The sequence below is a fragment of the Pseudomonas sp. GM55 genome, from assembly GCF_000282395.1.
Taxonomy (GTDB): Bacteria; Pseudomonadota; Gammaproteobacteria; order Pseudomonadales; family Pseudomonadaceae; genus Aquipseudomonas; species Aquipseudomonas fluorescens_CC.
This window is the reverse complement of the sequence record NZ_AKJJ01000095.1, coordinates 1-25058: the sequence shown is the minus strand read 5'-3', so window position 1 is coordinate 25058 and position 25058 is coordinate 1. Positions and strand designations below refer to the sequence as shown.

Below are 25058 nucleotides of genomic sequence, written 5' to 3'. Positions count from 1 at the left end.
TAAAGGAACTGTAGGAGCGAGCTTGCTCGCGATAAACCTGAGAGCGCCGATGGGCATCTGGTTTTACGCGTTTTCGTTCACGACCATCGCGAGCGAGCTCGCTCCTACAGGGCGGACATGTGATCCTTGCAGCTTTTGAGTCAAAGGCCTTTGTTCATGACGACGTTTTCTGCCCAGCCCGCTGGACTTATCCACATCGCCGCCGCCCTGTTGATCGGCCCTGACGGTCGAACCCTGCTGGTGCGCAAGCGCGGTACCCAGGCCTTCATGCAACCGGGCGGCAAGATCGAGCCCCATGAACTACCGGTTCACGCCCTGGCCCGGGAGCTGGAAGAAGAGCTGGGTCTGGACATCGACCCGGCGCAGGCCGTTTACCTTGGTCACTTCTCGGCACCGGCCGCCAACGAGCCGGGGTTTGTCGTACACGCCGAACTCTTTCAGCTGAGTGTTCATTGCGATGTCACCCCGGCGGCGGAGATCGAAGAAGTGCTCTGGATCGACCCGGCCACCGATGGCAATGTCAGTCTGGCGCCATTGACACGGGACCTGATCCTGCCGTTTTATCGAGCATCGCTGACCGCGATCGCCTGATCATTACGCAAAGGACTTCGCCCATGATCCCGCTTCAAGACTTGCTGATTTTTGCCGCCGCCGCGTTGCTGATGGTGCTGACGCCGGGGCCGAACATGATCTACCTGATCTCCCGTTCGATCTGCCAGGGTCGCAAGGCCGGGGTGATCTCGTTGCTTGGGGTGGTCGCCGGATTCTTCGTGCACCTGTTTGCTGCGGCCGCCGGTTTGACGGCGGTGTTCCTGGCGGTGCCGATGGCCTATGAGGTGTTGAAGTGGGCCGGTGCGCTGTATCTGCTGTGGCTAGCCTGGCAGGCGGTCAAACCCGGTGCGCGCTCGCCGTTCGAGGCACTGCAGTTACCCCCGGACTCGTCACGCAAACTGATCACCATGGGCTTTCTGACCAGTGCCCTGAACCCGAAGATCGCGGTGTTCTATCTGTCGGTGTTTCCGCAGTTCATCACGCCGGAACACGGCTCGGTGTTCAGCCAGAGCATCATCCTCGGCCTGACCCAGATCAGCGTCAGTTTTAGCGTCAACCTGATGATCGCCATGTTTGCCGCGGGCATCGCCTCGTGGTTCGTCAACAATCCGACCTGGCTGGCGATGCAGCGCTATTTCATGGGCTTCGTATTGTCGGGGCTGGCACTGCGACTGATGCTTGAGCAAAAACGGATGGCCTGAGCATGTGGATCGAGCGACTGGATGCCAGCCATGCCCTGGACTATCGGGCGCTGATGCTCGAAGCCTACGAGCTGCATCCGCAGGCCTTCACCTCGAGTGTGCGCGAGCGGGCGGCGATGCCTTTGGGTTGGTGGGAGTCGCGCCTGACCGGCAAGCTCGATGTGGTGTTCGGTGCGTTCGAGGAGGGCAAGTTGGCGGGCATTGTCGGGCTGGCGTTCGAACCTAGGGAAAAGGTCCGGCACAAGGCGACGCTGTTTGGCATGTATGTGTCCGCCAACGTGCGCCAGCGTGGGCTCGGTTTTCATTTGGTACAGGCTGTTCTGGCCGAAGCGCGCTCCCATCAGGAACTGCGATTGATCAAATTGACCGTCACCGCCGGCAACGATGCCGCATTCAACCTGTACCAGCGCTGCGGCTTCGTCCAGTTCGGCCTGGAGCCGATGGCGGTGCGGGTGGGCGAGGATTACTTCGACAAGATCCACATGTGGCGTGAGATCTAACCATCACATAGATCCCTTGTAGGAGCGAGCTCGCTCGCGATAAACCTGAAAGCGACACGGGGTGTCAGGCTTCCAGTGTTATCGTTGATGACCATCGCGAGCGAGCTCGCTCCTACAGCTGGTTGGTGTTCTAGCGAACCGCGCTAACCCCGTCCAGCGTCGAGAACGAAGTGTCCTTGGCCGTCAGCAAAAAGTCGCGCATGTACGGCGCGTCCAGCATGTCGGCCCGGATCGCCGCATACAGTGTCGCAAACAAGCCCTTTTCACCCAATCGCTTGGCCTTCACATAGCCCCGGGAACTGTACTCGTGCAGCGCCCAATGGGGCATGCCACACACGCCGCGACCGCTTGCCACCAACTGCATCATCATCACCGTCAGTTCCGAGGTGCGCACCTGGGCCGGTTCGATGTCGGCGGGTTCAAGGAAGCGGGTGAAGATGTCCAGCCGGTCCCGCTCCACCGGGTAGGTGATCAGGGTTTCCGGCAGCAAGTCCTCGGGAACGATGTAGGCCTTGCCGGCCAAGCGGTGCTGGTTGGCCACCGCCAGCATCGCTTCATAGGTGAACAGCGGTACATAGGTGATCCCGGCAAGATCCACCGGGTCGGAGGTCACCACCAGGTCCAGGTCGCCACGGGCCAACGCCGGCAGCGGCGCAAAGGAGAAACCCGAAGCCAGGTCCAGCTCGACTTCCGGCCAGGCATCACGGAACTGGTCGATGGTCGGCATCAGCCACTGGAAGCAACTGTGGCATTCGATGGCCATGTGCAAGCGCCCGGCGGTGCCACCGGCCAGACGACTGATGTCGCGCTCGGCGGCGCGCAGCAGTGGCAAGGTGGCGTCCGCCAGTTGCAGCAGGCGCAAACCGGCGCTGGTGAAACGCACCGGTTTGGTCTTGCGCACGAACAGCGGCATGCCCATGCGCTCTTCCAGTTCCTTGAACTGGTGGGACAGGGCCGACTGCGTCAGGTGCAGGCGGTCGGCCGCGTCCACCAGGCTGTCGGCTTCGCGCAAGGCGTGCAGGGTCTTGAGGTGACGGATTTCAAGCACCGGTGGCTCCATGAGTAAAACTTGTGGAAAATTCGAAAACGTTGAGTTTGTCTCATGTTTTGGTGTCTGTCGACCTCAACGCCCGTTTTTTGAAGAGGCATGTATTTGACCGCCCGGCACTCTTCATCAAACTGTCATGGAACTGTGGCAGCGCGCTTGAACAAACTTCATCAGACTCGCGCTCTACTGGGGTTCTGCGTTTTGGTGTTTTTCCATGGGTGCTGCATTTCTTTCACGAATCGTATTTTTGGCCGCGCTGGTGTTCGGCCTGCCGTCCCTGGCGGCTTCGCGTTGTGACGTCAACGTTCCGACCGAGCGGGTGGATCTGGCCCAGGTAAGCCTGGCGTACCAGAGCGTCGGCCGTGCGTCGGATCCGGCATTGCTGTTGGTGATGGGCCTGGGCGGGCAATTGATTCACTGGCCGGACGAAGTGGTGGTTGCCCTGTGCCAGCAGGGGTTCCGGGTGATCCGCTATGACAATCGCGATGTCGGCCTGTCGACCTGGCGGCAAGCACCGGCCGAAGCCAACCTGACCTTTGAAGTGCTGCGCTACAAACTCGGATTGCCGGTGTCGTCACCGTACTCGCTGACTGACATGGCCGACGATGGCCTGGGTTTGATGGACGCCTTGCACATCGACCAATTCCACGTGTTAGGCGCCAGCATGGGCGGGATGATCGCCCAGCACATGGCGGCCATGGCACCGCAACGGGTCGAGAGCCTGACCCTGATCATGACCTCCTCAGGCGCCGAAGGCTTGCCGGCACCGAGTGCCGCGCTTGTGCAACTGCTTGCCCGTCGTGGCGCACCGAACCGCGAAGTGGCGCTGGAGCAACAGGCCGACCTGCTGGCGGCATTGGGCAGCCCGATGGTCAGCGACGATCGTCAGGCTCTGCTGCATCAGGCGGCGCTGTCTTATGATCGGGCGTTCAATCCCGAAGGCGTGAAACGCCAGATCATGGCCATCCTCGCCGAGCCGAGCCGGGTGGCGCTGCTCAACCAGCTGCGGGTCCCGGCACTGGTGGTGCATGGCACGGCCGATCCGCTATTACCAGTGATGCACGGCGTGCATCTGGCGGCGCATCTGCGTGGCAGTCAGTTGATCCTGATTCCGGGGCTGGCCCATCGATTCCAGGAGGCATTCAAGGCACCGTTACTGGCGGCGGTGTTGCCGTATTTGCGGGCTCATCGTGAAGACACTTCGCACTGGGCGCAGATCGAACCGGTGGCCGATCGCAATCTCCTCTAACCCACGATCATCTGTAGGAGCGAGCTTGCTCGCGATTGCGGTGTTTCAGCCAACGATGATATCGACTGACCCGGCGCCATCGCGAGCAGGCGCAGGGTCGCTTTGAGCAAGCCCCTAATGGCTCAGGCCGTACTTTTTCACTTTGTCGAACAGTGTGGTCTTGGCCATGCCCAGTTCCTGGCTGGCCTGGGTCAGGTTGCCGCCGCTGCGTTGCAAGGCATCGCTGAGCAGGTTGCGCTCGAACGCTTCCACCGCTTCGGCAAAGGCCAGGCCCTGATTGCCGCCGCCGGCACCGGTTTTCTTGAACGCCGGCAAGCCCAGGGCAAAGCGCTCGGCTACGTTGCGCAGTTCACGCACGTTGCCCGGCCAGTCGTGGCTCATCAGGTTCGAAACGGTCTGGTTGTCCAGTTCCGGCGCGATGCGATCGAAGCGCAGGGACGACTGCTGCAAAAAGTGTTCGAACAGTTGCAGGATATCCTCGCGGCGCTCGCGCAGTGGCGGCAGTTCCAGGGTCACCACGTTGAGTCGGTAATACAGGTCACTGCGGAATTCGCCGGCCTTGCTCGACTCGACGAGGTCAGATTTGGTCGCCGCGATGACGCGGCAATCCACCGCCACGCTCTGGTTCGAACCGAGGCGTTCGAGGGTGCGTTCCTGCAACACCCGCAGCAGTTTGATCTGCAAGGGCAGGGGCATGCTTTCCACTTCGTCGAGGAACAGCGTGCCGCCGTCGGCGTGTTCGATCTTGCCGATCCGCCGTTTACCCGCGCCGGTAAAGGCGTTGGCCTCGTGGCCGAAAATTTCGCTTTCGAAGAGGTTCTCCGGCAGGCCGCCGCAGTTCAGGGCGACGAACTGCCGGGTGTGCCGCCGACTGAAATCATGCAGGCAGCGCGCAACCAACTCCTTGCCGGTGCCGGTTTCGCCTTCGATCAGCACGTTGGCCGAGGTGTCGGCGACGTTGGCGATCAGCTCCCGCAGGTTCTGCATGGCCGGCGAGCGTCCGATGATCCGCCCTTCCAGGGAGTCGCGCTCGGCCAGTTGCCGACGCAGCGACGACACCTCCCGCGCTAGGCTGCGTTGCTCCAGGGCGCGGCGGGCGACATCTACCAGGCGCTCGGGGGAGAACGGCTTTTCCATGAAGTCGTAGGCGCCTTTCTGCATTGCACCGACGGCCATGGAGATGTCGCCGTGCCCGGTGATCAGCACCACCGGCAGGCTGCGGTCGCGGGCCTTGAGCCGGGTCAGCAATTCCAGGCCATCGATGCCCGGCAGGCGAATGTCGCTGACGACGATGCCGGCGAAGTTGTCGCCGACCCGCTCCAGGGCTTCTTCGGCGCTGCCCACGCCAATGCAGGGAATGTCTTCCAGGGTCAGCGCCTGTTGGCAGCCGAGCAGCACATGGGGGTCGTCTTCGACGATCAATACACTAAGGTCGTTGTTCATATTGGCTCGGCGGGAGTGGGGCTTACCAACGGTAAACTGAGGACGAATGCGGTGCCACCGCTGGACGGGTGCTCGACACCCAGGTGACCGCCGGTGGCGGCGGCCAGGCTGGCGGAAAGGGTCAGGCCAAGGCCCAGGCCCTGTTCGCCGGGTTTAGTGGTGAAGAACGGTTCGAACAGGTGCTTGCGCGCTTCGGCGTCGATGCCATGGCCGTTGTCACGCACGCGCAGCCGGTACTTGTCTTCGGACACCTCGCCTTCGAGCCACAGCTCCGGCAGCGGCTGCGCTTGCATCGCATCCAGGGCGTTGCCGATGAGATTGACCAGAATCTGCTCCAGGCGGGTCTGGTCGATTTGCACCTGCACATCGCTGAAGTCACGGTGCAATTGCAGATGAATGTTTTCCACCCGGCCGCCGAGCAATTGCAGGGCCGCGTCCACCGCTTTGCCGAGGCAAGCCTGGCCCTTGTCGTCCCCGCGCCGGGCGAATGAGCGCAGGCTGGCGGTGATCCGGCCCATGCGGTCGATCAGTTCGTTGATGGTCTTGAGGTTGGTGCTGGCCACGTCGAGCTGGCCGCGTTCGAGGAAGCGCACGGTATTGCCGGACAAGGTGCGCAGCGCCGCCAGCGGCTGGTTCAGTTCGTGGGCGATGCTGGTGGACATCTGGCCGATGGCCGCGAGTTTTCCGGCCTGTACCAGTTCATCCTGGGCGCGGCGCAAAGTCTCTTCGGCGAGCCGGCGTTCGCGGATCTGCCCCTTGAGTCGTTCGTTGCTGGCGCGCAGGTCGGTGGTGCGTTCGGTAATCCGACGTTCCAGCTGACTGTTGGCTTCCTGCAAGGCTTCCCGGGCCGCGAGGCGGGTGGCAATCACCTTGCGACGCTCGTTCCAGGCGATCAGCAGGAACGCCAGGAGGGCAAACGCCACGGCCACCAGAATCCCCTGGTTGATCGCTTCGCGGCGCAAGTCCTGCAGCGGCGTGAGCAGGGTGAAGTTCCACGGGGTATCGCTCAAGGGGCGGGTCTGCGCCAGGTAGCTGATGTTTTCTTCGTCGGAAGCCAGTTCGCTGTTGGCTGGAAAGGTCAGTTTTTCCACGCCTTCGGACAGGGTTTCCCGGGCCAGCGGTTGCAGTTCGTTGAGCGGGAACCAGTAGTACTGCAGGCTGCGGGCGAGTTTTTCCTTGGTTTCTTCGCTCAGTGGCACCACTGATTTCAGGCGTCGCGCCGGATCGCTGGACAGAATGATGATGCCGTTCTCGTCGCTGACGAAGGCTTCCAGGCGCGCCCTCTGCCAGCGTTCTTCCATGGCTTCCAGGCGTACCTTGACCACCGCGACACCGATGATCTTGCCGTGTTCTTCCAGGCCATGGGCCAGGTAGTAACCGGGTTCGCCGTTGGTACTGCCGATGCCGTAGAAGCGCCCCGGCTGACCGCGCACGGCGTTCTGGAAATAGGCGCGAAAGGACAGGTCTTCCCCCAGGTAACTGTCGACATCGCGCCAGTTGCTGGTGGCCATGACGCGGCCGGTGGTGTCCATCACGTAGATGGCCCGACTGCGGCTGCGCCGGTTCAGGCCTTCGAGGTAAGCGTTGACCGTTTGCCGGTGTTCCGGGGTCGGGTCGGCCAGCAACTGCGAAACGCTGGTTTCGAGTTCCAGCAGGCTGGGCAGGTAGGTGTATTTGCTGATTTCGCTTTCGACGGCACGGGCGTGCAGTTCCAGCTGACGCTGGCCGTTCTCGCCAAGGCTGCGAATGCCATAGTGCTCACTGATCCAGAAGCCGATATAGCCCAGGCCGATCATCATTGCGATGATCAGCGGCGGCAGAAACAAATGACGAACCAGACGGGGTTTCACGGCGAGTGATGGCATTGCTGCGCGATAAAGATTGGGGTCGCATTTCATCACAGATGCCTTGGGTCAACCACAACACAAATCTCAAGATTTGCAGTGCCTCCTGTAGGAGCCGGCTTGCTGGCGAAGCGATCTGTCAGACAGACCGTGTTGTCTGGATCGCCAGCAAGCCGGCTCCTACAAGGGAGCGATGTGCTTATCAGTGCTGCAGAATCTTGTTGAGGAAGTGCTGCGTACGCTCGGCGCGGGCGTTGATGTCGCCGAAGAACTCCTCTTTCGGGCAGTCTTCGATGATCTTGCCGGCGTCCATGAAAATCACCCGGTCCGCGACTTTACGGGCGAAGCCCATTTCGTGGGTCACGCACATCATGGTCATGCCTTCGTGGGCCAGTTGCACCATCACGTCGAGCACTTCGTTGACCATTTCCGGGTCCAGCGCCGAGGTCGGTTCGTCGAACAGCATGACGATCGGGTCCATCGCCAGCGCCCGGGCAATCGCCACACGCTGTTGCTGGCCACCGGACAGTTGGCCAGGATGCTTGTGCGCATGAGCCGATAGGCCGACACGCTCGAGCAGTTGCAGGCCTTTCTTGGTGGCTTCTTCCTTGCTGCGGCCCAGCACCTTGATCTGCGCGATGGTCAGGTTTTCGGTGATGGTCAGGTGCGGGAACAACTCGAAGTGCTGGAACACCATGCCCACGCGCGAACGCAGTTTCGGCAGGTTGGTCTTCGGGTCGGCGATGGAGGTGCCGTCGACCACGATGTCGCCTTTCTGGAACGGTTCCAGTGCGTTGACGCACTTGATCAGGGTCGATTTGCCGGAACCGGATGGCCCGCACACCACGATCACTTCGCCTTTTTTGACCTCGGTGCTGCAATCAGTCAGTACCTGGAAGTCCCCATACCACTTGTTGATGCTTTTGATAGAGATCATACGGCGAACCTTTTTTGCAGACGCTTGACCAGCTGCGAGGCGGCAAAGCTGATGATGAAGTACACGAGACCCGCGAAGACCAGGAACTCATTGGAGCGGCCAATGATGTCGCCACTGGCGCGTGAAGCATTGAGGAAGTCCACCAGGCCGACGGCGTAGACCAGCGAGGTGTCCTGAAACAGGATGATGCTCTGTTGCAGCAACAGTGGAGTCATCTTGCGAAACGCCTGGGGCAGGATGATCAGGCGCATCATCTGGCCGTAAGTCATGCCCAGTGCCTGGGCAGCGCCCATCTGGCCCTTGGGAATCGACTGCACGCCGGCGCGGACGATTTCGCAGAAGTACGCCGCTTCAAACATCATGAAGGCCACGATGCACGAGGCGAACGCGCCGATCGGGGTGTCTTCGCCGGTGATCCAGCGCAGCACGAACGGCACCGCCAGGTAGAACCAGGTGATGACCAGCAGCAGCGGGATCGAGCGGAAGTAGTTGACGTAGGCGCCGGCGATGTTCGACAGCAGTTTGCTGTGGGACAGGCGCATCAGGGCCAGGATCGTGCCGAGGATGATCCCGCCGACCACGCCCATGATCATCAGCTTGAGGGTCATGACCATGCCGTTCCACAGGCCCGGCAGGGACGGGATAATGCCCGAGAAGTCGAATTCCATCATTTACCCCCTACGGAAATCAGGCCCGGTACAGCGACTTTCTTCTCGACCAGGCGCATCAGCAACATCAGGCTCATGTTCAGGGTGAAGTAGATCAGCGTTGCCAGGGTGAAGGCTTCGAACAGGTTCGCGGAAAACTCGGCGGTCTGTTTGGTCTGCGCCAGCAGTTCCATCAGGCCGATCAGCGAGGCCACGGACGTGTTCTTGAAAACGTTCAGGAATTCCGAGGTAAGCGGCGGAATGATGATCCGGTAGGCCTGGGGCAGCAGCACGTTCCAGTAGATCTGTGGCAGCTTGAAACCCATGGCGCGGGCAGCGGATTCCTGGCCTTTGGGCAGGGCCTGGATACCGGTGCGTACCTGTTCGCAAACCCGGGCGGTGGTGAACAGGCCCAGGCACACCACGACGCTGAGGAAGGCCGAAGTGGTCGGGTTCAGGTCCTGCTTGTACCACTCTTGCAGGTCGGCAGGCAGCAGATCGGGTACCAGGAAGTACCAGATGAACAGCTGAACCAGCAGCGGCACGTTACGGAAAAGTTCGACGTAGCAGGTGGCGATGCCCGATACGATGCGGTTCGGCACAGTGCGCATGACGCCCAGGATCGAGCCCAGTGTCAGGGCGATGATCCAGGCCGCGATGGCGATGCCGATGGTCCAGGCCAGACCGGACAGGTACCAGTCGAAATAAGTCTCGCTGCCCACGCCGGTGGACTTGAAGAACACGCCCCAGTCCCAGTTGTAATTCATTAGGGTCTCCCCTCGGATTCGATCGATGTACAAATGCCCGTTTGGGGGAAGCTCCGTTCCCGCCCGATCCAGGTGGCCTGTGTGGTTAGTTCTGTTAGTCAACTTCGGCGCCGGAAGTCCATCTCCTGCGTTGCTGTTCCTCGCCATAGCGAGCTATGACTCGTCACAGCGCCTTGGATATGAACTTCCGACATCCGAATTTGAGCTAACGAACTAACCGTACAGGCCACTCCGATCAGGCACACGCGAACGGCTCGACAGCCACCGGTTCGAGTGTTTCCAGAAAATGCCAGCAGGGAATGCAATCTCCTGAAAGGGCTGGGCCCTGTCAGGAGATAAGGTTAGTCAGAAATCAGGATTTCTTGTCGTCAGCCGCTTTGTCGGTCGGATTGGCGATCAGGGCCTTGAGCTCGTTGCTCATCGGGAAGTTCAGGTTCAGGCCTTTTGGCGGGATTGGCTGCATGAACCATTTTTCGTAGATCTTGTTGATCTCGCCCGACGCGTAGGTGGCCTTGATGGCATCGTCCACAGCCTTCTTGAACGGCTCGTCGCCCTTGCGGACCATGCAGCCGTAGATTTCGTAGGACTGTGGAGTGCCGGTTACAGCCCAGTCTTTCGCGTTCTTGGCCTTGGCTGCTTCACCCGCCAGCAGGGCGTCGTCCATCATGAAAGCCACGGCACGGCCGGTTTCCAGCATCTGGAAGGACTCGCCATGGTCTTTGGCGGAGATGACGTTCATGCCCATCTGCTTGTCGGCGTTCATCGACTTGAGGATGCGCTCGGACGTGGTGCCGGCGGTGGTCACAACGTTCTTGCCGGCCAGGTCAGGGAAATCCTTGTACTTGGAGTCAGCCTTGGACAGCAGGCGAGTACCGATTTCGAAGATGCCGACGGAGAAGTCAACTTGCTGCTGACGCTCGACGTTGTTGGTGGTGGAGCCGCACTCGAGGTCCACGGTGCCGTTCTGCACCAGCGGGATGCGGGTTTGCGAGGTCACCAGGTTGTATTTGACCTGGAGGTTCGGCATGTCGAGGTCTTTTTTCAGCGCTTCGACGACTTTCAGTTGAATGTCGTGGGAGTAGCCGACCGGTTTGCCGGAAGCGTCTGCAATGTAGGAAAACGGGATGGAAGCGTCGCGATGGCCCAGGGTGATGACACCGGACTCTTTGATCTTCTTCAGGGTGCCGGTGAGTTCGGCGGCGAAAACTGGCGTGCTGATCAGAGCGGCAGCAATGGCTGCGCCCAGGATGTGGGGAACGATGCGCATCAAATTTTCCTCGACATTGTTTTTTTTATGGAGCCAGTTCATCGGCCCTTTTGTGCTGCAAAACACCTGAGCGCTACGATGAGTGGGCGCAAAGGACATTCGTCGAAGAAGTGTAGAGCATGACTCGTGCCAGACCAGTCTGAATTAGTCAAAGTGTTGATTTATAAAGAAATTAAATATTTTTTGCGCTGAAATTTCAGTGAGGTGATCCGGTTAACCGAACCGACCGTCAGGTCGCGTTCGGAAAACCGAATGGTGGCGGGGTGCTACCCGGTCATCAGGTGTATTTGCGCTTGTCGGGCGCTGGCGGGAAGTACTGGTACAACCAGGTCTCACTCAGCGTGCGGTCATTGGTGCGGATGAACAGCCGCAGCTCGACAGGGTCAGTGCTGTCATTGGTCGGGTACCAGTCAAACAGGATGCGGTAGCCCTTGATGTCATCCAGCTTGAGTACGCTGAAATCCTTGACCTCGCCGTTCGAGCAAGTGACCACCGGCTCGATGCCCGCGCCCTCTGGCAAGCGGTCCAGACCGCCGCCGGTGAAGTCCACGGCGAAACGACGGGCCCAGACTGGCGGGTAATGTTCGCCCGGCGCCCAGCCTTCGGTGAAACCGCCCATCCCGGAGCGGGTGGCGTGGACCCGCGCCAGCGGTGTGCCGACCGGCGGCAATGCGCTCCAGTAGAGCTTGTAGCCGTAGTTCAGCGAATCGCCGGCAGCCACCGGTTTCTTCGGGGTCCAGAAGGCGACGATGTTGTCCATGGTTTCGCCGGTGGTGGGGATTTCCAGCAGGTCGACCGAGCCTTCGCCCCATGCGGTGGTCGGTTCGACCCACAGGCTCGGGCGGCTGTACCAGTCGACAGTGTCCTGATAGCTGGCGAACTCGTGGTCGGTCTGTACCAGGCCGAAACCTTTCGGGTCCTTGTCGGCGAAAGCATTGAATTGCAGGGTCGCCGGGTTATTCAGCGGGCGGCAGATCCACTCGCCGTTGCCACGCCACATGGCCAGGCGATCGGAGTCGTGGATTTGCGGGTGAATGGTGTCGCACATCCGGCGTTCGTGGGTACCGCAGCTGAACATGCTGGTCATCGGCGCGATGCCCAATTGGTCGATGGCGGTGCGAGCGTTGATGTGGGCGTCGACCTCCATCACCACGCGCTCGGCCTGGCAGTCGATATCGAAGCGGTAGGCACCGGTGGCGCTCGGCGAGTCGAGCAGGGCGTAGACCACGAAGCGGGTGCTGTCCTTGTCCGGCGTCTCGAACCAGAACTTGGTGAAGTCAGGGAATTCTTCACGTTTTTTGGCGTAGGTATCGATGGCCAGGCCGCGGGCCGACAAGCCGTACTGGCCGGTGGCATCCACCGCACGGAAGTAACTGGCGCCAAGGAAAGACACGACATCGTGCTTGTCCAGTTCCGGGGCCTTGAACAACTTGAAGCCGGAGAATCCCAGGTCGCCCTTGAGCTGCGCGGTGTCGACCGTGGTGTGTTCATAGTTGAACAGCGATGGGCGGAAATGCACTTCACGCGCCTGGCGAGTCCTGGGGTCGACGCTGTACATGCGCACCGGTTGCTTGAACCCCATGCCGACGTGGAAAAACTGCACATCCAGCTGACCGTTCAGGTCATTCCACAAAGAGTGGTTGGCGTCGTAGCGGATCGCGTTGAAGTTCTGCGGCGTCATGGTCGCCAGGGTCGGCGGCAACTGTTGCTTGGTGTCCTGGTAGCGATTGCTGGCGAGCTGTCTGGCCTGGATTTTCAGCGCTTCGAAGTCGAACGCGGTGGCCTCGCCATCAGCGGTGCCGGCGTTGGCGGCCCAGGCCTGGGCCGCCAACAGACCCGTGGCGGACAAGCCGGTGTAAGCCGCAATGGCCATGGAGGCTTTGAGCAAGTTCCTGCGGTGCATAAATACAACCTGTCGTGAACAATCCCGCGCCGTTCCTGGCACGTGCTGGATCAGAAATATCGGTTCGGACATGCCTTCGGCCAAACGCAACGGACGTTGAAACAGATGCCGGATAGCTTAAACCGTTCGATTGCAGAGCAAAATTGATTGATGGCACTGCGCCGTCTCGGCAATGAAACAAGACATGTCGGGAAACAATTCCGACAGTGGTTTCTGATGTGAAGGGTATTTCTGCCTTTTTCGAATAATTACTCTAATAACCGCTTTTCAGCGTCCGGATTATTTCTATTCTGTGTGCATGACCGGTCTATGCCCGAAAGGCCGGTGCGGTTCAGTCGGCACGAATCGGCTGCTGAAAAAGGGGAGGGCAATGAGGTATCTGGTGGACGCGATGAGGCGTGTTTCGCGGTTTTGAACAATGGGGCACCCGCCATGACTGGATGTCCTCATCTACCAGTCCTGAGAACGCTCGGATCGCTGATGCAGTACACGCAGAACTTGTACCTGGCCTTGGGAAAATCGGTAAGGGGCGATAAAGGGAAAACGGCCAAGCACCAGCTCTCGGACATCGGGCATGCCTGAAGGCCTGCCCGAGCCGGGAAACTGTTCCAATCGTTCAAAGGATTGCAAAATCGTGGAAATGATTTCGAGAGCAGCTTGTGCGCCAACTACCTTTCGGTAGTGTTCGTGGATGGTATCGAGATCGCTATCGGCTTTTTCAGTCAGTACTACGCTCGGCACGTTTTGCCCACTTAGCCTTCACGGCATCCAGATCGGTGAGTTTCCCCGCGTCGGCATCGGCGATGCCTTCACTGATGGCTTGCAGATGCCAGGACTCGGCTTCCACATATCGAACCAATGCACGCTTGAGGTGGTACTGACGATCTCTGTCGGTGGCCGCAGCCAGTAAATCCAGCTGCTGTGCCAATTGTTCTTCGACGCGAAAAGACAAAACGGGTGAGGCCATGATGGCTCTCCTAAGGTGTATACGCTGTAAACAACGTAAACACCCTAGGCTTTACCGTCAGATTCGTCAACCGATGCAGCGTGCATTCGTGACGAAACTCTAGCTGGAGATACTGGCGCGAGACGGGAGGAAAATGTTGCGAAATGATTGGATTGCTCTGGTTGCCCCGGCACTCTTCAGTACCGGGGCAAACGCGGTCAGCGACTAACCTTCCACGCATCCCCCGCAGGCGCCGTGCCGTGGTCATACGGCTTGGCGATCCACATGTAGAGCAAGCCCAAACCAATCACGATGGCGGTACTCAGCACCATTGCGTAATTGATGTACCACGCGGCATCCGGCGTACGTGGCCAGGCCATGTTGATGATGGCGCCGACACCATAGACCAGCGCGCCGATGTTCACTGCCCAACCCCAGGCGCCGAGGCTGAATTTGCCGCTCGGTTTCCAGCCCTTCATGCGGGCGTACAGGGCCGCGAGCACGATCATCTGGAACGCCAGGTAGATGCCGATGGCCGCGAAGCTGACGATGGTGGCCACCGCGTCTTGCAGGAAGAAGCCGAGGATGATGATCAGTGCCGGCAGGACGCCGGACACGAACAGCGCGGCAACTGGCACCTGAGTCGTAGGGGAAATCTTCTTCAGTAGTCGGCTGCCGATGACCATTTCATCACGGGCGTAGGAATACAGCAGACGGCTGGCCGCTGCTTGCAGGCTGATCACGCAGGAGATGAAGGAAATCATCACCACACCCATCACCACTTTCGAACCGACTGATCCAAACGCGTTGTTGAGGATGGTGGTGACCGGGTCCTTGTCGGTGCCGTTGATCACCGCTTGCATGTCCGGCACGGCCAGGATCAGCGCCAGGCAGGCGAACATTGCCGCGATGCCGCCGATGTAGATGGTCATGCGCATGGCCACCGGGATCTGCTTGCTCGGGTTCGGGGTTTCTTCAGCCACATCACCGCAGGCCTCGAAGCCGTAGTACAGGAACATCCCCGCCAGCGAAGCGGTGAGGAACGCCGGCAGGTACGAGCCGTCGACGCTGATATCGAAGGTGTTGAACAACACGCTGATCGATTGATGACGCTCGAAAATCAGCAGGTAAACGCCAACGATGACCGCGCCGACCAGTTCGCACAGGAAGCCGAACATGGCGATCCGCGCCAGCACCTTGGTGCCGCTGAGGTTGACCAGGGTGGCGAACAGTGTCAGGAACAGGGCGATGATGATGTTGGTGTTGTTGCTCGGTTCGAAGCCCATCATGGCGGCGAGGTACGGACCGGCACCCACGGCAACCGCCGCGATGGTGACGCACAGGGCGATGGAGTAGATCCAGCCGACCATCCACGCCCAGCGCTTGCCCACCAGACGGCGGGCCCATGGGTACACGCCGCCGGAAATCGGGAACTGCGATACCACTTCGCCGAAGATCAGGCACACCAGCAATTGGCCACAGCCGACCAGCAGATAGGCCCAGAACATCGGTGGCCCACCTGCAGCAAGGCAAAGGCCGAACAGGGTATAAACCCCGACGACCGGGGACAGATAAGTGAAGCCCAGGGCGAAGTTTTCCCACAGGCTCATGCTGCGATTGAAGTTGGAGGTATAGCCCAGTTTGCGTAGCTGCTCGGCATCGCTGTCGGCAACGGCTGCTGAGAGATCGGGTGATGCACTCATGTGTATTTTCTCCGGAAAATCGGCAGATTTCGGATGTCCGAAACCGTGGCGGGGCCTTGAGGGCACCGCCAGGATCGGTGGTTATTGTTTTGTCTTCTTTGGGGTGGAGCCTGGTGGTGCGTATTGCCGGTTTCTGCCTTGAAACCGAGGTGACCCATTCGCTGTAGGAGCGAGCTTGCTCGCGAAAAACCTGAGGACACCGCGGGGCGTCAGGTTTCCCGCGTCATCGTTGACGTCCATCGCGAGCAAGCTTGCTCCTACTAATGCTTGAACATCACATGCCGCACGACGCTGTAGTCCTCCAGTCCGTACATGGACATGTCCTTGCCATAACCGGACAGTTTCTGACCGCCGTGAGGCATTTCGCTGACCAGCATGAAGTGCGTGTTGACCCAGGTGCAGCCGTAATGCAAACGGGCCGACAGGCGATGGGCGCGGCCGACATCGGCGGTCCATATGGAAGAGGCCAGGCCGTAGTCCGAATCGTTGGCCCAGCCCAGCACTTGTGCTTCATCGGTGAATCTGGTTACCGACACCACTGGCCCGAACACTTCGCGACGGACGATTTCGTCATCCTGCTGCGCATCGGCCAGCACGGTGGGTTCGAAGAAGAAGCCATTGCCTTCCACCGCTTTACCACCGGTGATCAGACGAATGTGCGGCTGGGCCACGGCGCGTTCGACGAAACCGGCGACACGGTCACGATGTTGCGCGGTGATCAGCGGGCCGAGTTCGGTCGACGGATCATCCTGCAAGCCGTACTTGATACTGCTGACGGCGGCGCCGAGTTTCTCGACGAACTTCTCGTAGATGCCTGCCTGGGCATAGATACGGCAGGCAGCGGTGCAGTCCTGGCCGGCGTTGTAGAAACCGAAGGTGCGGATGCCCTCGACGGCGGCATCGATGTCGGCGTCGTCGAAGATGATCACCGGGGCTTTGCCGCCCAGTTCCATGTGCATGCGTTTGACGGTGTCGGCGGTGCTGGAAATGATGTTCGAACCGGTGGCAATCGAACCAGTCAGCGAGACCATGCGCACTTTCGGGTGAGTGACCAGCGGGCTGCCGACGGTAGGACCACGGCCGAATACCAGGTTGAGTACACCGGCCGGGAAGATATCCGACGCCAGTTCGGCCAGGCGCAGGGCCGTCAGCGGAGTCTGTTCCGACGGTTTGAGCACCACGGTATTACCGGCGGCCAGGGCCGGGGCGATTTTCCAGGCGACCATCATCAATGGGTAGTTCCACGGCGCGATGGAGGCGATCACGCCCACCGGGTCGCGGCGGATCATCGAGGTGTGACCCGGCAGATACTCGCCACCGGCCGAACCGCTCATGCAGCGGCTGGCGCCGGCGAAGAAGCGGAACACGTCGGCAATGGCCGGGATCTCGTCGTTCAGCGCGGCGCTGTAAGGCTTGCCGCAGTTGTCCGACTCCAGTTTGGCCAGCTCTTCGCCATGGGCTTCGATGGCATCGGCGAGCTTGAGCAGCAGCAGCGAACGCTCTTTCGGCGTGGTTTGCGACCAGCTGTCGAACGCGGCGTCGGCGGCGCGCACGGCGGTATCGACCTGGGCTTCGCTGGCTTCGTTGATTTCCACCAGCACACTACCCAGCGCCGGGTTGAATACGGGTTGGGCGGGGCCTTCGCCGTCGAGCAGTTGGCCGTTGATCAAGAGTTTGGTTTGCATGGCATTTGTCCTCTTCAAAGCAGATCTTGTTTTGAAACCGGCCCCTGTGGGAGCGGGCTTGCCCGCGATAGCGGCCTTACAGTCGACACATGTGTTGAATGTCAGTCAGTCATCGCGGGCAAGCCCGCTCCCACAGGGGATGTGGTTGTCTATTCTTGATTTATTTCCCGCCACTCCCCGCAACGCTCTCACCGCCACGGGTCAGGTAATAGGCGCCGAGGATCGGCAGCATGGTCACCAGCATCACCAGCATCGCCACGACGTTGGTTACCGGCACGTCCCGTGGTCGGCTGAGCTGGTTGAGCAGCCACAGCGGCAGGGTGCGTTCATGGCCGGCAGTGAAGGTGGTGACAATGATTTCGTCGAACGACAGGGCAAACGCCAGCATGCCGCCAGCCAGCAACGCCGAGCCGAGGTTCGGCAGGATGATGTAGCGGAAGGTCTGCCAGCCGTCGGCGCCGAGGTCCATCGAGGCTTCGATCAGGCTGTGTGAAGTACGGCGCAGGCGGGCGATGACGTTGTTGTAGACAATCACCACACAGAAGGTCGCGTGACCGACGATGATAGTAAACATCCCCGGTTCGATCCCCAGCGTCTTGAACGTCGCCAGCAACGCGATCCCGGTGATGATCCCCGGCAAGGCAATCGGCAGGATCAGCATCAGCGAGATGCCTTGCTTGCCGAAAAAGTCCCGGCGGTACAACGCGGCCGAGGCCAGGGTGCCGAGGACCATGGCGATCAGGGTGGCAATCGAGGCGATCTGCAACGACAGCTTGATCGCTTCGAGCACGTCCGGTCGCGAAAACGCCACGCTGAACCACTTCAGGGTGAAGCCCTTGGGTGGAAAGCTGAACGCCGCGTCTTCGGTGTTGAAGGCGTACAGAAAGATGATCAGGATCGGGAAGTGCAGGAACATCAACCCGCCCCAGGCTGCGATGCGCAGGCCAATAGAAGCTTTCTCAGAGTGCATCGAAGGCCCCCAGTCGTTTGACGATGGACAGGTAGATGGCGATCAGCACGATCGGCACCAGGGTGAAGGCGGCGGCCATTGGCATGTTGCCGATGGCACCTTGCTGGGCGTACACCATGCTGCCGACGAAGTAGCCGGGCGGGCCGACCAGTTGCGGCACGATGAAGTCACCCAGGGTCAGCGAGAAGGTGAAGATGGAGCCGGCGGCAATGCCCGGGATCGACAGCGGCAGAATCACTTGCATGAAGGTCTGGCCAGGCCTGGCACCGAGGTCGGCGGAGGCTTGCAGCAGCGAGGGCGGCAGGCGCTCCAGCGAGGCCTGGATCGGCAGGATCATGAACGGCAGCCAGATGTAGACGAACACCATGAAGCGGCCCAGGTGCGAGGTCGACAAGGTGCTGCCGCCAAAGCCCGGAATGCCCATCACCCATTGCAGGAGCGGTTCCAGCCCCAGGTGCTGCACGAACCACTGCGCCACGCCGCCCTTGGCCAGCAGCAGCGTCCAGGCGTACGCCTTGACGATGTAACTGGCCCACATCGGCATCATCACCGCAATGTAGAAAAACGCCTTGGTCTTGCCCGTGGTGTAGCGCGCCATGTAATAGGCAATCGGGAACGCGACGATGGCACTGGCAATCGACACGACAATCGCCATGCCCAGGGTGCGCAGGATGATGTCGAAGTTCGACGGCTGGAACAGCGCGGTAAAGTTGGCCAGGGTCAGGTCAGGGGTGACCGCCATGGTGAAGTCGTCGAAGGTGTAGAAACCTTGCCACAGCAGGACCAGCAATGAACCCAGGTAGATCGCGCCGAACCACAGCAGCGGCGGTACCAGCAGTAGCGACAGGTAAAAATTCGGCCGGCGATACAGCAGGTTGGAAAACCTGCGCAGCAGCGAGCCGCTGGCCGGAGATTGAGGGATAGCCACGGTGTTCATCTCACACCCCGCCTGCAACGGTATCGTGCAACGGAATCATTGCCTCGCGCGCCCAGCGTGCGCTGATGCGTTGCCCGGTCTGGTGTTGCGCGCTGGTGTCCAGCCACTGGTTGTTGGCCTTGCTGATGTTCAGGGTCTGGCCGTTTTCCAGTTTCAGCTCGTAGCGGGTGGCGCTGCCCTGATACTGGATATCGTGGAGCAGGCCAGTGACTTCGATTTCGTGGCTGGCCAGCGGGCCGTCGGCGAATCGCACGTGTTCCGGACGAATCGAGAATGGCTGCGGGTTGCCGCTCAACTGCCGGGCCAGGTCGCCGCGAATCACGTTGGAGGTGCCAACGAATTCCGCCACGAAGGTGGTGGCCGGTTTCATGTACAGGTTGCGCGGGCTGTCGACCTGTTCGATGCGCCCCTTGTTGAACACTGCCACGCGATCGGACATCGACAGCGCTTCAGTCTGGTCATGGGTGACGAAGATGAAGGTGATGCCGAGCTGGCGTTGCAGCTTTTTCAGTTCGCCCTGCATTTGCTCGCGCAGTTTCAGGTCGAGGGCGCCGAGGGGTTCGTCGAGCAGCAGCACCCGTGGACGGTTGACCAGGGCGCGGGCCAGGGCCACACGCTGGCGCTGGCCGCCAGACAGTTGCACCGGCTTGCGGTCGCCGTAGCCACCGAGGGCGACCATGTCGAGGGTTTCTTCGGCGCGCTTCTGGCGTTCGACTTTGCCGACGCCTTTGACTTTCAGCCCGTAGGCGACGTTGTCGCGAACGTTCATGTGCGGGAACAGCGCGTAGTCCTGGAACACGGTGTTCACGTCACGCTGGTAGGGCGGCAGCCCGGCGGCTTCAGCGCCATGAATACGGATGGAACCTGCGCTCGGTTGTTCAAACCCGGCGATCAGGCGCAAACAGGTGGTTTTGCCCGAACCGGAAGGTCCCAGCATGGAGAAGAACTCGCCGTCCTGAATGTCGATGGAAACCCGGTCAACAGCTTTCACTTCGCCGAATTGACGGGAAACGTTGGTGAACTGGACTGCAAGTGTCATGGCGCGGTGCTCCAAAAAGGCGAAGGCCGTCGCAGCGGCCCTGCCTGGACTTCTGAAAAACAGTTATTCCGTAAACCGTTGTGCTTCTGACAAGGCTTGGGTTGTGGAAAAGTCGTTTCGGGAGCGTCGCGAGCGGCGATTAGTCGTGTCCGGCCAGCGCACAGCCCCCGGAGCGTACGTCAGTACGTGAGGAGGCGAGCACTGCCCGGGCGCGAATAATCGACGCGCAGCAGCTACCGGAATGACTTTTAGCGGCCGCCCATGATCGCGATGTAATCCTGGGTCCAGCGGCTGTACGGCACGAACTTGCCGCCTTCAGCCTGCGGGGTTTTCCAGAAGGCGATCTTGTCGAAATTGTCGAAACCGTTGGTCTTGCAGCCTTCGGCGCCAAGCAATTCGCTCTCCTTGCACGCCGCCGGAACCGCTGGCAACGAGCCGAACCACGCCGCGACATCACCCTGGACTTTCGGTTGCAGCGACCAGTCCATCCACTTGTAGGCGCAGTTCGGGTGCTTGGCCTCGGCGTGCATCATGGTGGTGTCGGCCCACCCGGTGGCGCCTTCTTTCGGGATGGTCGAAGCGATCGGTTGTTTGTCGTTCACCAGGCCGTTGACCTGATATGGCCAGGAGCTGCCTGCGACCACACCTTCGTTCTTGAAGTCGCTCATTTGCACAGTGGTGTCATGCCAGTAGCGATGGATCAATGGCTGCTGGGCACGCAACAGGTCGAGCACGGCCTTGTATTGCGCCTCGGTCAGTTCGTAGGGGTTCTGGATGCCCAGTTCCGGCTTGGCGGACTTCAGGTACAGCGCCGCGTCGGCGATGTAGATCGGGCCGTCATAGGCCTGCACGCGGCCCTTGTTCGGCTTGCCGTCCGGCAGGTTTTCCGCATTGAACAGCACGCCCCAGGTGGTGGGTGCGGTCTTGAATACGTTGGTGTTGTACATCAACACGTTCGGGCCCCACTGATACGGGGTGCCGTAGGTCTGCTTGTTGACCACGTACCACGGTCCGTCCTTGAGGCGCGGGTCGAGGTTTTTCCAGTTCGGGATCAACGCGGTGTTGATCGGCTGCACACGCTTGCCGACGATCAGGCGCAGGGAGGCGTCGCCCGACGCCGTCACCAGATCGTAACCACCCTTGGCCATCAGGCTGACCATTTCATCGGAGGTGGCCGCGGTCTTGACGTTGACCTTGCAGCCGGTTTCCTTCTCGAAACCGGTCACCCAGTCGTAGGCCTTGTCGCTCTCGCCACGTTCGATGTAGCCAGGCCAGGCCACAATATCCAGTTGGCCTTCGCCCGCCCCGACAGCTTTGAGCGGCTCGGCGGCCTGGACGCTGGCACTGGCCAGCAGCGCGGTGGTGATTGCACTGAGCAGTGCGGTCTTGTGCACGAACATTGGAATTCCCTCTTCTTTAATTATGGTCGGGGCAGTGTTTTGAACGTGGTGAAGCAGGCCGTTGGTGCCTTGTTATCAGCTTAGTCAGAGATGCTCGCCGTGGCGGGCCATGATGTGTCGCACCACGCTGTAGTCCTGAAGCGAATCGCTGGACAGGTCTTTGCCGTAGCCCGAACGCTTCAGGCCACCATGGGGCATTTCGCTGACCAGCATGAAATGGCTGTTGATCCAGGTGCAGCCGTACTGCAGGCGCGCTGCGACCTGCATGGCCTTGTCGAGGTTCTGGGTCCAGACCGACGAGGCCAGGCCGTATTCCGAATCGTTGGCCCAGTCCACCGCTTGTTCCAGTTCATCGAAACGGGTCACGGTGACCACCGGACCGAACACTTCGCGCTGGACGATTTCGTCACCTTGCTTGCAACCGGCCAACAGGGTCGGCTGGTAATAGAACCCAGCGCCGGAATGCACGGCTGCACCGGTGACCCGCTCGATGTGTGGCTGGCCGAGGGCGCGCTCGACAAAACTGGCCACACGGTCACGCTGGCGGGTGCTGATCAGCGGGCCGATTTCGTTGTCGGCGTCGCGTTTACCGGCGAAGCGCAGGCTGCCGACGGCCGCGCCGAGCTCGGCCACCAAACGGTCATGAATCCCGGCCTGAGCGTAGATGCGGCAAGCGGCGGTGCAGTCCTGGCCGGCGTTGTAATAGCCGTAAGTACGCACGCCCTCGACCACAGCCTGAATGTCGGCATCGTTGCACACGATCACCGGAGCCTTGCCGCCGAGTTCGAGGTGGGTACGTTTGAGCGTTTTCGAGGCGGCCTGGAGGATTTTTTGCCCGGTGACGATATCGCCGGTCAGCGACACCATGCGGACCTTTGGATGGCTGACCAAATGGCTGCCGACGCCTTCACCGCCACCGCAAACGATGTTGATCACACCCCGTGGCAGAATCTCGGCCAGCGCCGGTGCCAGGGCCAGGATCGACAGCGGCGTGTGCTCCGACGGCTTGAACACCAGCGTGTTGCCGGCGGCGAGGGCCGGGGCGATTTTCCACGCGGCCATCATGATCGGGTAGTTCCACGGCGCGATGGAGGCGACCACGCCTATCGGATCGCGGCGCACCATGCTGGTGTAGCCCGGCAGGTATTCGCCGCTGAGCTGCCCTGTCTGGCAGCGCACGGCACCGGCGAAGAAACGGAACACGTCGATCGTGGCATTCAGGTCATCCTGACGGGCCAGGTGCAACGGTTTGCCGCAGTTCATGGATTCGAGGCGGGCCAGCAGGTCGGCATTTTTTTCGATGGTGTTGGCGATGTCCAGCAACAGGTTCGAACGCTGCTGCGGTGTGGTGCGTGACCAACCGGCAAAGGCACGATGGGCGGCGAGGATCGCGGTTTCGACCTGCTCGGTGCTGGCTTCGGCGATCCGGGTCAGGATTTCACCGGTGGCGGGGTTGATAATCGGCTCGACGCAGCCTTGACCGGCGACTAATTCACCATCGATCAACAATGCGGTGAACAACGGGGTCTGCGCACCAGCCATTTTTCGGGTTCTCTTTTCTTGTGTGGCTTCTTGTGTAGACATGGCAGCGCTCCCTGTGACCGGGGGCCGCCTGTCTTTATTAGATGTCACAAGACTAGTGCGCGGCCCCGAGGACAACAAATACTAAATACTGAAGGTGGCATTCGATTAAATAGATGGCTTGCGCCCGCCGTGGGGTTGTTCGCGGGCGACCGTGAGGAACGGGTCCACCAGCGCCGGCCGCGCCGTGCCGCGACGCCAGGCCAGGCCGACATCGAGGGTCTGGCTGAGGTCGGCAATCGGCCGGGCTTCAATGATGTCGCCCTCCAGTGACCACGGGCGATAAGTCATGTCGGGCTGGATCGACACCCCCAACCCGGCGGCCACCAGGCTGCGCACGGCTTCGGTCGAGGCCGTACGCAGGGTGATGCGCGGTTGCAGCGAGGCGGCGGACCACATGCGCTGGGCGTTGCGGTCCATTTCATCGACGTTCAGTTGAATCAATGGCTCGCGGGCGACGTCGGCGAGGTTGATGCTGTCGTGCTCCAGCAGCGGGTGTTGGGCTGGCAGCCAGAGCCGGTGCGGCGAGTGGGTCAGCACTTCGGTCTGCAGGGCGTGGCGGTCTTCGAGGTTGGAGAGGATCAGCACGCCGACATCGATCTCGCCGCTGACCAGCAAGTGCTCGATGTACGGGCGCTCATCTTCCATCACGCGGATTTCCACATTGGGATAGGCGCGCTGGAAACGGGTGAGCAAGTCCGCCAGGTAATAACCGGCCACCAGGCTGGTCACGCCGACGATCAATTGCCCGGCAACCTGATCAGTGCTCTGTTGCAGGCTGCGCTTGGCGTTGTCCACAGTGGCCAGGATCAAGTGCGCCTGACGCAGGAATTGATGCCCCTGGTGGGTCAGGGTCATGCCCTTGGCGTGGCGGCTGAACAGGCTGACGCCGATTTCTTCTTCCAGTTGCTGGATGGCCAGGGTCAGGGTCGACTGGGAAATGAACGCGGTTTGCGCGGCGGCCGAGATCGAGCCGGTCTCGGCCACGGCAATGAAATGGCGGATCTGGCGCAAGGTCATCATGGGGAAGCACCCGGTGGGCTGTTTTTATCGATTGGCGAGAGTGTATATCTTTTTTTTGAAAGGCCGCTTTATGCCCCCAGCCTCAAGCGGCAGGCAGAAAGGTTTGAGCAACATCTCGAAGCACTCTTGCGAGCAGCCATCGCGCACTTTCGATCTAGGCTGGTGGCCTTGGTTTCAGGTTAAACGTCTTGTGGAGGCGGCGAATGAACACCCGTGGATTGCTCGATCAACTACTCAAGTCCGGCCAGGACCTGTTGCAGAACAAGGCCGGTGGCTCGCAGCAAAAGGGCGCGAGCACGGGCACAGGTGCCCTTGGTAGTCTGCTCTCCGGCGCGAGCGGCGGGGCATTGGCGGCAGGCGCCATGGGCTTGCTGCTCGGCAGTAAAAAGGCCCGTAAAGTCGGGGGCAAGGTCGCGGTCTACGGCGGTCTCGCCGCGTTGGGCGTGCTGGCCTATAAAGCCTACGGCAACTGGCAGTCGCAGCAGGGCGGTACAGCCGCTACGGAGCCACAAACCCTGGACCGGGTACCCGCCGCGCAAGTCGAGTTGCACAGTCAGGCGATTCTCAAGGCGCTGGTGGCTGCGGCCAAGGCTGACGGTCATGTCGATGAGCGTGAGCGTGCCTTGATCGAAGGTGAATTCAGCCGGCTCGACAGCGATCAGGAGCTGCAACACTGGCTGCACGCCGAGCTCAACAAGCCGCTGGACCCGAGCGATGTCGCCCGCGCCGCCCGCTCCCCGGAAATCGCCGCCGAGATGTACATCGCCAGCGTGATGATGGTGGACGAGGAAAACTTCATGGAGAAGGCCTATCTCGACGAGCTGGCGCGGCAGCTCAAGCTGGAGCCGGGGTTGAAAGCGGAGCTGGAGAAGCAGGTTCGCCAGGCTTCCCTGTAAACCTGTAGGAGCGGGCTTGC

General features: G+C 60.8%; 23 protein-coding genes. 5 read left to right on the top strand and 18 right to left on the bottom strand.

The features are described 5' to 3' along the window. The first annotated feature begins 156 nt into the window (after nt 1-156). Genes PMI31_RS22655 through PMI31_RS22645 form a run of 3 tightly spaced genes read left to right on the top strand, consistent with a single transcriptional unit; the run spans nt 157 to nt 1753 of the window. Nucleotides 157-591, top strand: coding sequence for an NUDIX hydrolase (locus PMI31_RS22655; protein WP_008021046.1), 435 nt, complete (start codon nt 157-159; stop codon nt 589-591). Nucleotides 592-614: 23 nt separating this feature from the next. Beyond that, nucleotides 615-1253: a LysE family translocator gene (locus PMI31_RS22650; RefSeq protein ID WP_008021045.1), complete on the top strand. Its 639-nt coding sequence runs from the start codon at nt 615-617 to the stop codon at nt 1251-1253. 2 nt (nt 1254-1255) lie between these two features. After that, nucleotides 1256-1753 (top strand): GNAT family N-acetyltransferase, encoded by a 498-nt coding sequence (locus PMI31_RS22645; protein ID WP_008021043.1) that lies wholly within the window; start codon nt 1256-1258, stop codon nt 1751-1753. Nucleotides 1754-1883: 130 nt separating this feature from the next. Here the strand turns inward: PMI31_RS22645 and metR are convergent, their stop codons facing one another. Next, nucleotides 1884-2801, bottom strand: coding sequence for a transcriptional regulator MetR (gene metR / locus PMI31_RS22640; protein ID WP_008021042.1), 918 nt, complete (start codon nt 2799-2801; stop codon nt 1884-1886). 214 nt (nt 2802-3015) lie between these two features. On the opposite strand from metR, the gene PMI31_RS22635 reads away from it, so the two are divergent. Continuing rightward, complete coding sequence (locus tag PMI31_RS22635) at nt 3016-4050, top strand: alpha/beta fold hydrolase (RefSeq protein ID WP_008021040.1); 1035 nt, start codon at nt 3016-3018, stop codon at nt 4048-4050. Between the two features lie 114 nt (nt 4051-4164). On the opposite strand, the gene PMI31_RS22630 is transcribed toward PMI31_RS22635, so the two are convergent. The 17 genes from PMI31_RS22630 to PMI31_RS22550 form a co-directional block, all read right to left on the bottom strand. Beyond that, nucleotides 4165-5493, bottom strand: a complete 1329-nt coding sequence (locus PMI31_RS22630) for a sigma-54-dependent transcriptional regulator (protein ID WP_008021039.1) — start codon at nt 5491-5493, stop codon at nt 4165-4167. After that, nucleotides 5490-7391, bottom strand: a complete 1902-nt coding sequence (locus tag PMI31_RS22625; RefSeq protein WP_008021038.1) for a sensor histidine kinase — start codon at nt 7389-7391, stop codon at nt 5490-5492. The genes PMI31_RS22630 and PMI31_RS22625 overlap by 4 nt, the downstream gene beginning before the upstream one ends. 148 nt (nt 7392-7539) lie before the next feature. Then, nucleotides 7540-8274 carry an amino acid ABC transporter ATP-binding protein gene (locus tag PMI31_RS22620; RefSeq protein ID WP_008021036.1) on the bottom strand — a complete coding sequence of 245 codons (735 nt, stop codon included), beginning with the start codon at nt 8272-8274 and terminating at the stop codon, nt 7540-7542. Next, the gene (locus tag PMI31_RS22615; protein WP_043302578.1) at nt 8271-8942 is read right to left on the bottom strand and encodes an amino acid ABC transporter permease; all 672 of its coding nucleotides are present in this window, start codon (nt 8940-8942) and stop codon (nt 8271-8273) included. The genes PMI31_RS22620 and PMI31_RS22615 overlap by 4 nt, the downstream gene beginning before the upstream one ends. Continuing rightward, complete coding sequence (locus PMI31_RS22610; RefSeq protein ID WP_008021032.1) at nt 8942-9688, bottom strand: amino acid ABC transporter permease; 747 nt, start codon at nt 9686-9688, stop codon at nt 8942-8944. Before PMI31_RS22610 ends, PMI31_RS22615 begins: the two co-directional genes overlap by 1 nt. Before the next feature lie 352 nt (nt 9689-10040). Continuing rightward, nucleotides 10041-10955, bottom strand: coding sequence for a glutamate/aspartate ABC transporter substrate-binding protein (locus PMI31_RS22605; RefSeq protein ID WP_008021031.1), 915 nt, complete (start codon nt 10953-10955; stop codon nt 10041-10043). Between the two features lie 277 nt (nt 10956-11232). Further along, nucleotides 11233-12858 (bottom strand): glucan biosynthesis protein D, encoded by a 1626-nt coding sequence (locus tag PMI31_RS22600; RefSeq protein WP_008021029.1) that lies wholly within the window; start codon nt 12856-12858, stop codon nt 11233-11235. 450 nt (nt 12859-13308) lie between these two features. Continuing rightward, a complete protein-coding gene (locus tag PMI31_RS30290) occupies nt 13309-13599 on the bottom strand; it encodes a type II toxin-antitoxin system RelE/ParE family toxin (RefSeq protein WP_081500341.1) in 291 nt (96 codons plus the stop codon). Continuing rightward, a complete protein-coding gene (locus PMI31_RS22590) occupies nt 13577-13825 on the bottom strand; it encodes a CopG family ribbon-helix-helix protein (RefSeq protein WP_008021026.1) in 249 nt (82 codons plus the stop codon). Before PMI31_RS22590 ends, PMI31_RS30290 begins: the two co-directional genes overlap by 23 nt. Before the next feature lie 197 nt (nt 13826-14022). After that, a complete protein-coding gene (locus tag PMI31_RS22585) occupies nt 14023-15507 on the bottom strand; it encodes an APC family permease (RefSeq protein WP_008021024.1) in 1485 nt (494 codons plus the stop codon). Between the two features lie 260 nt (nt 15508-15767). Next, nucleotides 15768-17192: a gamma-aminobutyraldehyde dehydrogenase gene (locus PMI31_RS22580; RefSeq protein WP_008021022.1), complete on the bottom strand. Its 1425-nt coding sequence runs from the start codon at nt 17190-17192 to the stop codon at nt 15768-15770. Nucleotides 17193-17352: 160 nt separating this feature from the next. Further along, the gene (locus PMI31_RS22575; protein ID WP_008021020.1) at nt 17353-18162 is read right to left on the bottom strand and encodes an ABC transporter permease; all 810 of its coding nucleotides are present in this window, start codon (nt 18160-18162) and stop codon (nt 17353-17355) included. After that, nucleotides 18152-19099: an ABC transporter permease gene (locus tag PMI31_RS22570; protein WP_008021019.1), complete on the bottom strand. Its 948-nt coding sequence runs from the start codon at nt 19097-19099 to the stop codon at nt 18152-18154. The genes PMI31_RS22575 and PMI31_RS22570 overlap by 11 nt, the downstream gene beginning before the upstream one ends. A 1-nt stretch (nt 19100) precedes the next feature. Beyond that, on the bottom strand, nt 19101-20138 hold the full coding sequence (locus tag PMI31_RS22565; protein ID WP_008021017.1) for an ABC transporter ATP-binding protein: 1038 nt from the start codon (nt 20136-20138) through the stop codon (nt 19101-19103). Between the two features lie 248 nt (nt 20139-20386). Next, nucleotides 20387-21538 (bottom strand): putative ABC transporter substrate-binding protein YdcS, encoded by a 1152-nt coding sequence (gene ydcS, locus PMI31_RS22560; RefSeq protein WP_008021015.1) that lies wholly within the window; start codon nt 21536-21538, stop codon nt 20387-20389. Between the two features lie 84 nt (nt 21539-21622). Continuing rightward, nucleotides 21623-23122 carry a gamma-aminobutyraldehyde dehydrogenase gene (locus tag PMI31_RS22555; RefSeq protein ID WP_008021013.1) on the bottom strand — a complete coding sequence of 500 codons (1500 nt, stop codon included), beginning with the start codon at nt 23120-23122 and terminating at the stop codon, nt 21623-21625. Between the two features lie 105 nt (nt 23123-23227). Beyond that, nucleotides 23228-24142, bottom strand: coding sequence for a LysR family transcriptional regulator (locus tag PMI31_RS22550; RefSeq protein ID WP_007975056.1), 915 nt, complete (start codon nt 24140-24142; stop codon nt 23228-23230). 203 nt (nt 24143-24345) lie between these two features. Between PMI31_RS22550 and PMI31_RS22545 the strand changes: the two genes are divergently transcribed. Then, a complete protein-coding gene (locus PMI31_RS22545) occupies nt 24346-25038 on the top strand; it encodes a tellurite resistance TerB family protein (protein ID WP_008021011.1) in 693 nt (230 codons plus the stop codon). Nucleotides 25039-25058: the final 20 nt, after the last annotated feature.

Excerpts from the sequence above, each read along its gene's own strand:
- PMI31_RS22655 (WP_008021046.1), top strand. The coding sequence starts at position 157 with ATGACGACGTTTTCTGCCCAGCCCGCTGGACTTATCCACATCGCCGCC.
- PMI31_RS22650 (WP_008021045.1), top strand. The coding sequence starts at position 615 with ATGATCCCGCTTCAAGACTTGCTGATTTTTGCCGCCGCCGCGTTGCTG.
- PMI31_RS22645 (WP_008021043.1), top strand. The coding sequence starts at position 1,256 with ATGTGGATCGAGCGACTGGATGCCAGCCATGCCCTGGACTATCGGGCG.
- PMI31_RS22635 (WP_008021040.1), top strand. The coding sequence starts at position 3,016 with ATGGGTGCTGCATTTCTTTCACGAATCGTATTTTTGGCCGCGCTGGTG.
- PMI31_RS22630 (WP_008021039.1), bottom strand. The coding sequence starts at position 5,493 with ATGAACAACGACCTTAGTGTATTGATCGTCGAAGACGACCCCCATGTG.
- PMI31_RS22625 (WP_008021038.1), bottom strand. The coding sequence starts at position 7,391 with ATGAAATGCGACCCCAATCTTTATCGCGCAGCAATGCCATCACTCGCC.
- PMI31_RS22620 (WP_008021036.1), bottom strand. The coding sequence starts at position 8,274 with ATGATCTCTATCAAAAGCATCAACAAGTGGTATGGGGACTTCCAGGTA.
- PMI31_RS22615 (WP_043302578.1), bottom strand. The coding sequence starts at position 8,942 with ATGGAATTCGACTTCTCGGGCATTATCCCGTCCCTGCCGGGCCTGTGG.
- PMI31_RS22610 (WP_008021032.1), bottom strand. The coding sequence starts at position 9,688 with ATGAATTACAACTGGGACTGGGGCGTGTTCTTCAAGTCCACCGGCGTG.
- PMI31_RS22605 (WP_008021031.1), bottom strand. The coding sequence starts at position 10,955 with ATGCGCATCGTTCCCCACATCCTGGGCGCAGCCATTGCTGCCGCTCTG.
- PMI31_RS22600 (WP_008021029.1), bottom strand. The coding sequence starts at position 12,858 with ATGCACCGCAGGAACTTGCTCAAAGCCTCCATGGCCATTGCGGCTTAC.
- PMI31_RS22590 (WP_008021026.1), bottom strand. The coding sequence starts at position 13,825 with ATGGCCTCACCCGTTTTGTCTTTTCGCGTCGAAGAACAATTGGCACAG.
- PMI31_RS22585 (WP_008021024.1), bottom strand. The coding sequence starts at position 15,507 with ATGAGTGCATCACCCGATCTCTCAGCAGCCGTTGCCGACAGCGATGCC.
- PMI31_RS22580 (WP_008021022.1), bottom strand. The coding sequence starts at position 17,192 with ATGCAAACCAAACTCTTGATCAACGGCCAACTGCTCGACGGCGAAGGC.
- PMI31_RS22575 (WP_008021020.1), bottom strand. The coding sequence starts at position 18,162 with ATGCACTCTGAGAAAGCTTCTATTGGCCTGCGCATCGCAGCCTGGGGC.
- PMI31_RS22570 (WP_008021019.1), bottom strand. The coding sequence starts at position 19,099 with ATGAACACCGTGGCTATCCCTCAATCTCCGGCCAGCGGCTCGCTGCTG.
- PMI31_RS22565 (WP_008021017.1), bottom strand. The coding sequence starts at position 20,138 with ATGACACTTGCAGTCCAGTTCACCAACGTTTCCCGTCAATTCGGCGAA.
- ydcS (WP_008021015.1), bottom strand. The coding sequence starts at position 21,538 with ATGTTCGTGCACAAGACCGCACTGCTCAGTGCAATCACCACCGCGCTG.
- PMI31_RS22555 (WP_008021013.1), bottom strand. The coding sequence starts at position 23,122 with ATGTCTACACAAGAAGCCACACAAGAAAAGAGAACCCGAAAAATGGCT.
- PMI31_RS22550 (WP_007975056.1), bottom strand. The coding sequence starts at position 24,142 with ATGATGACCTTGCGCCAGATCCGCCATTTCATTGCCGTGGCCGAGACC.
- PMI31_RS22545 (WP_008021011.1), top strand. The coding sequence starts at position 24,346 with ATGAACACCCGTGGATTGCTCGATCAACTACTCAAGTCCGGCCAGGAC.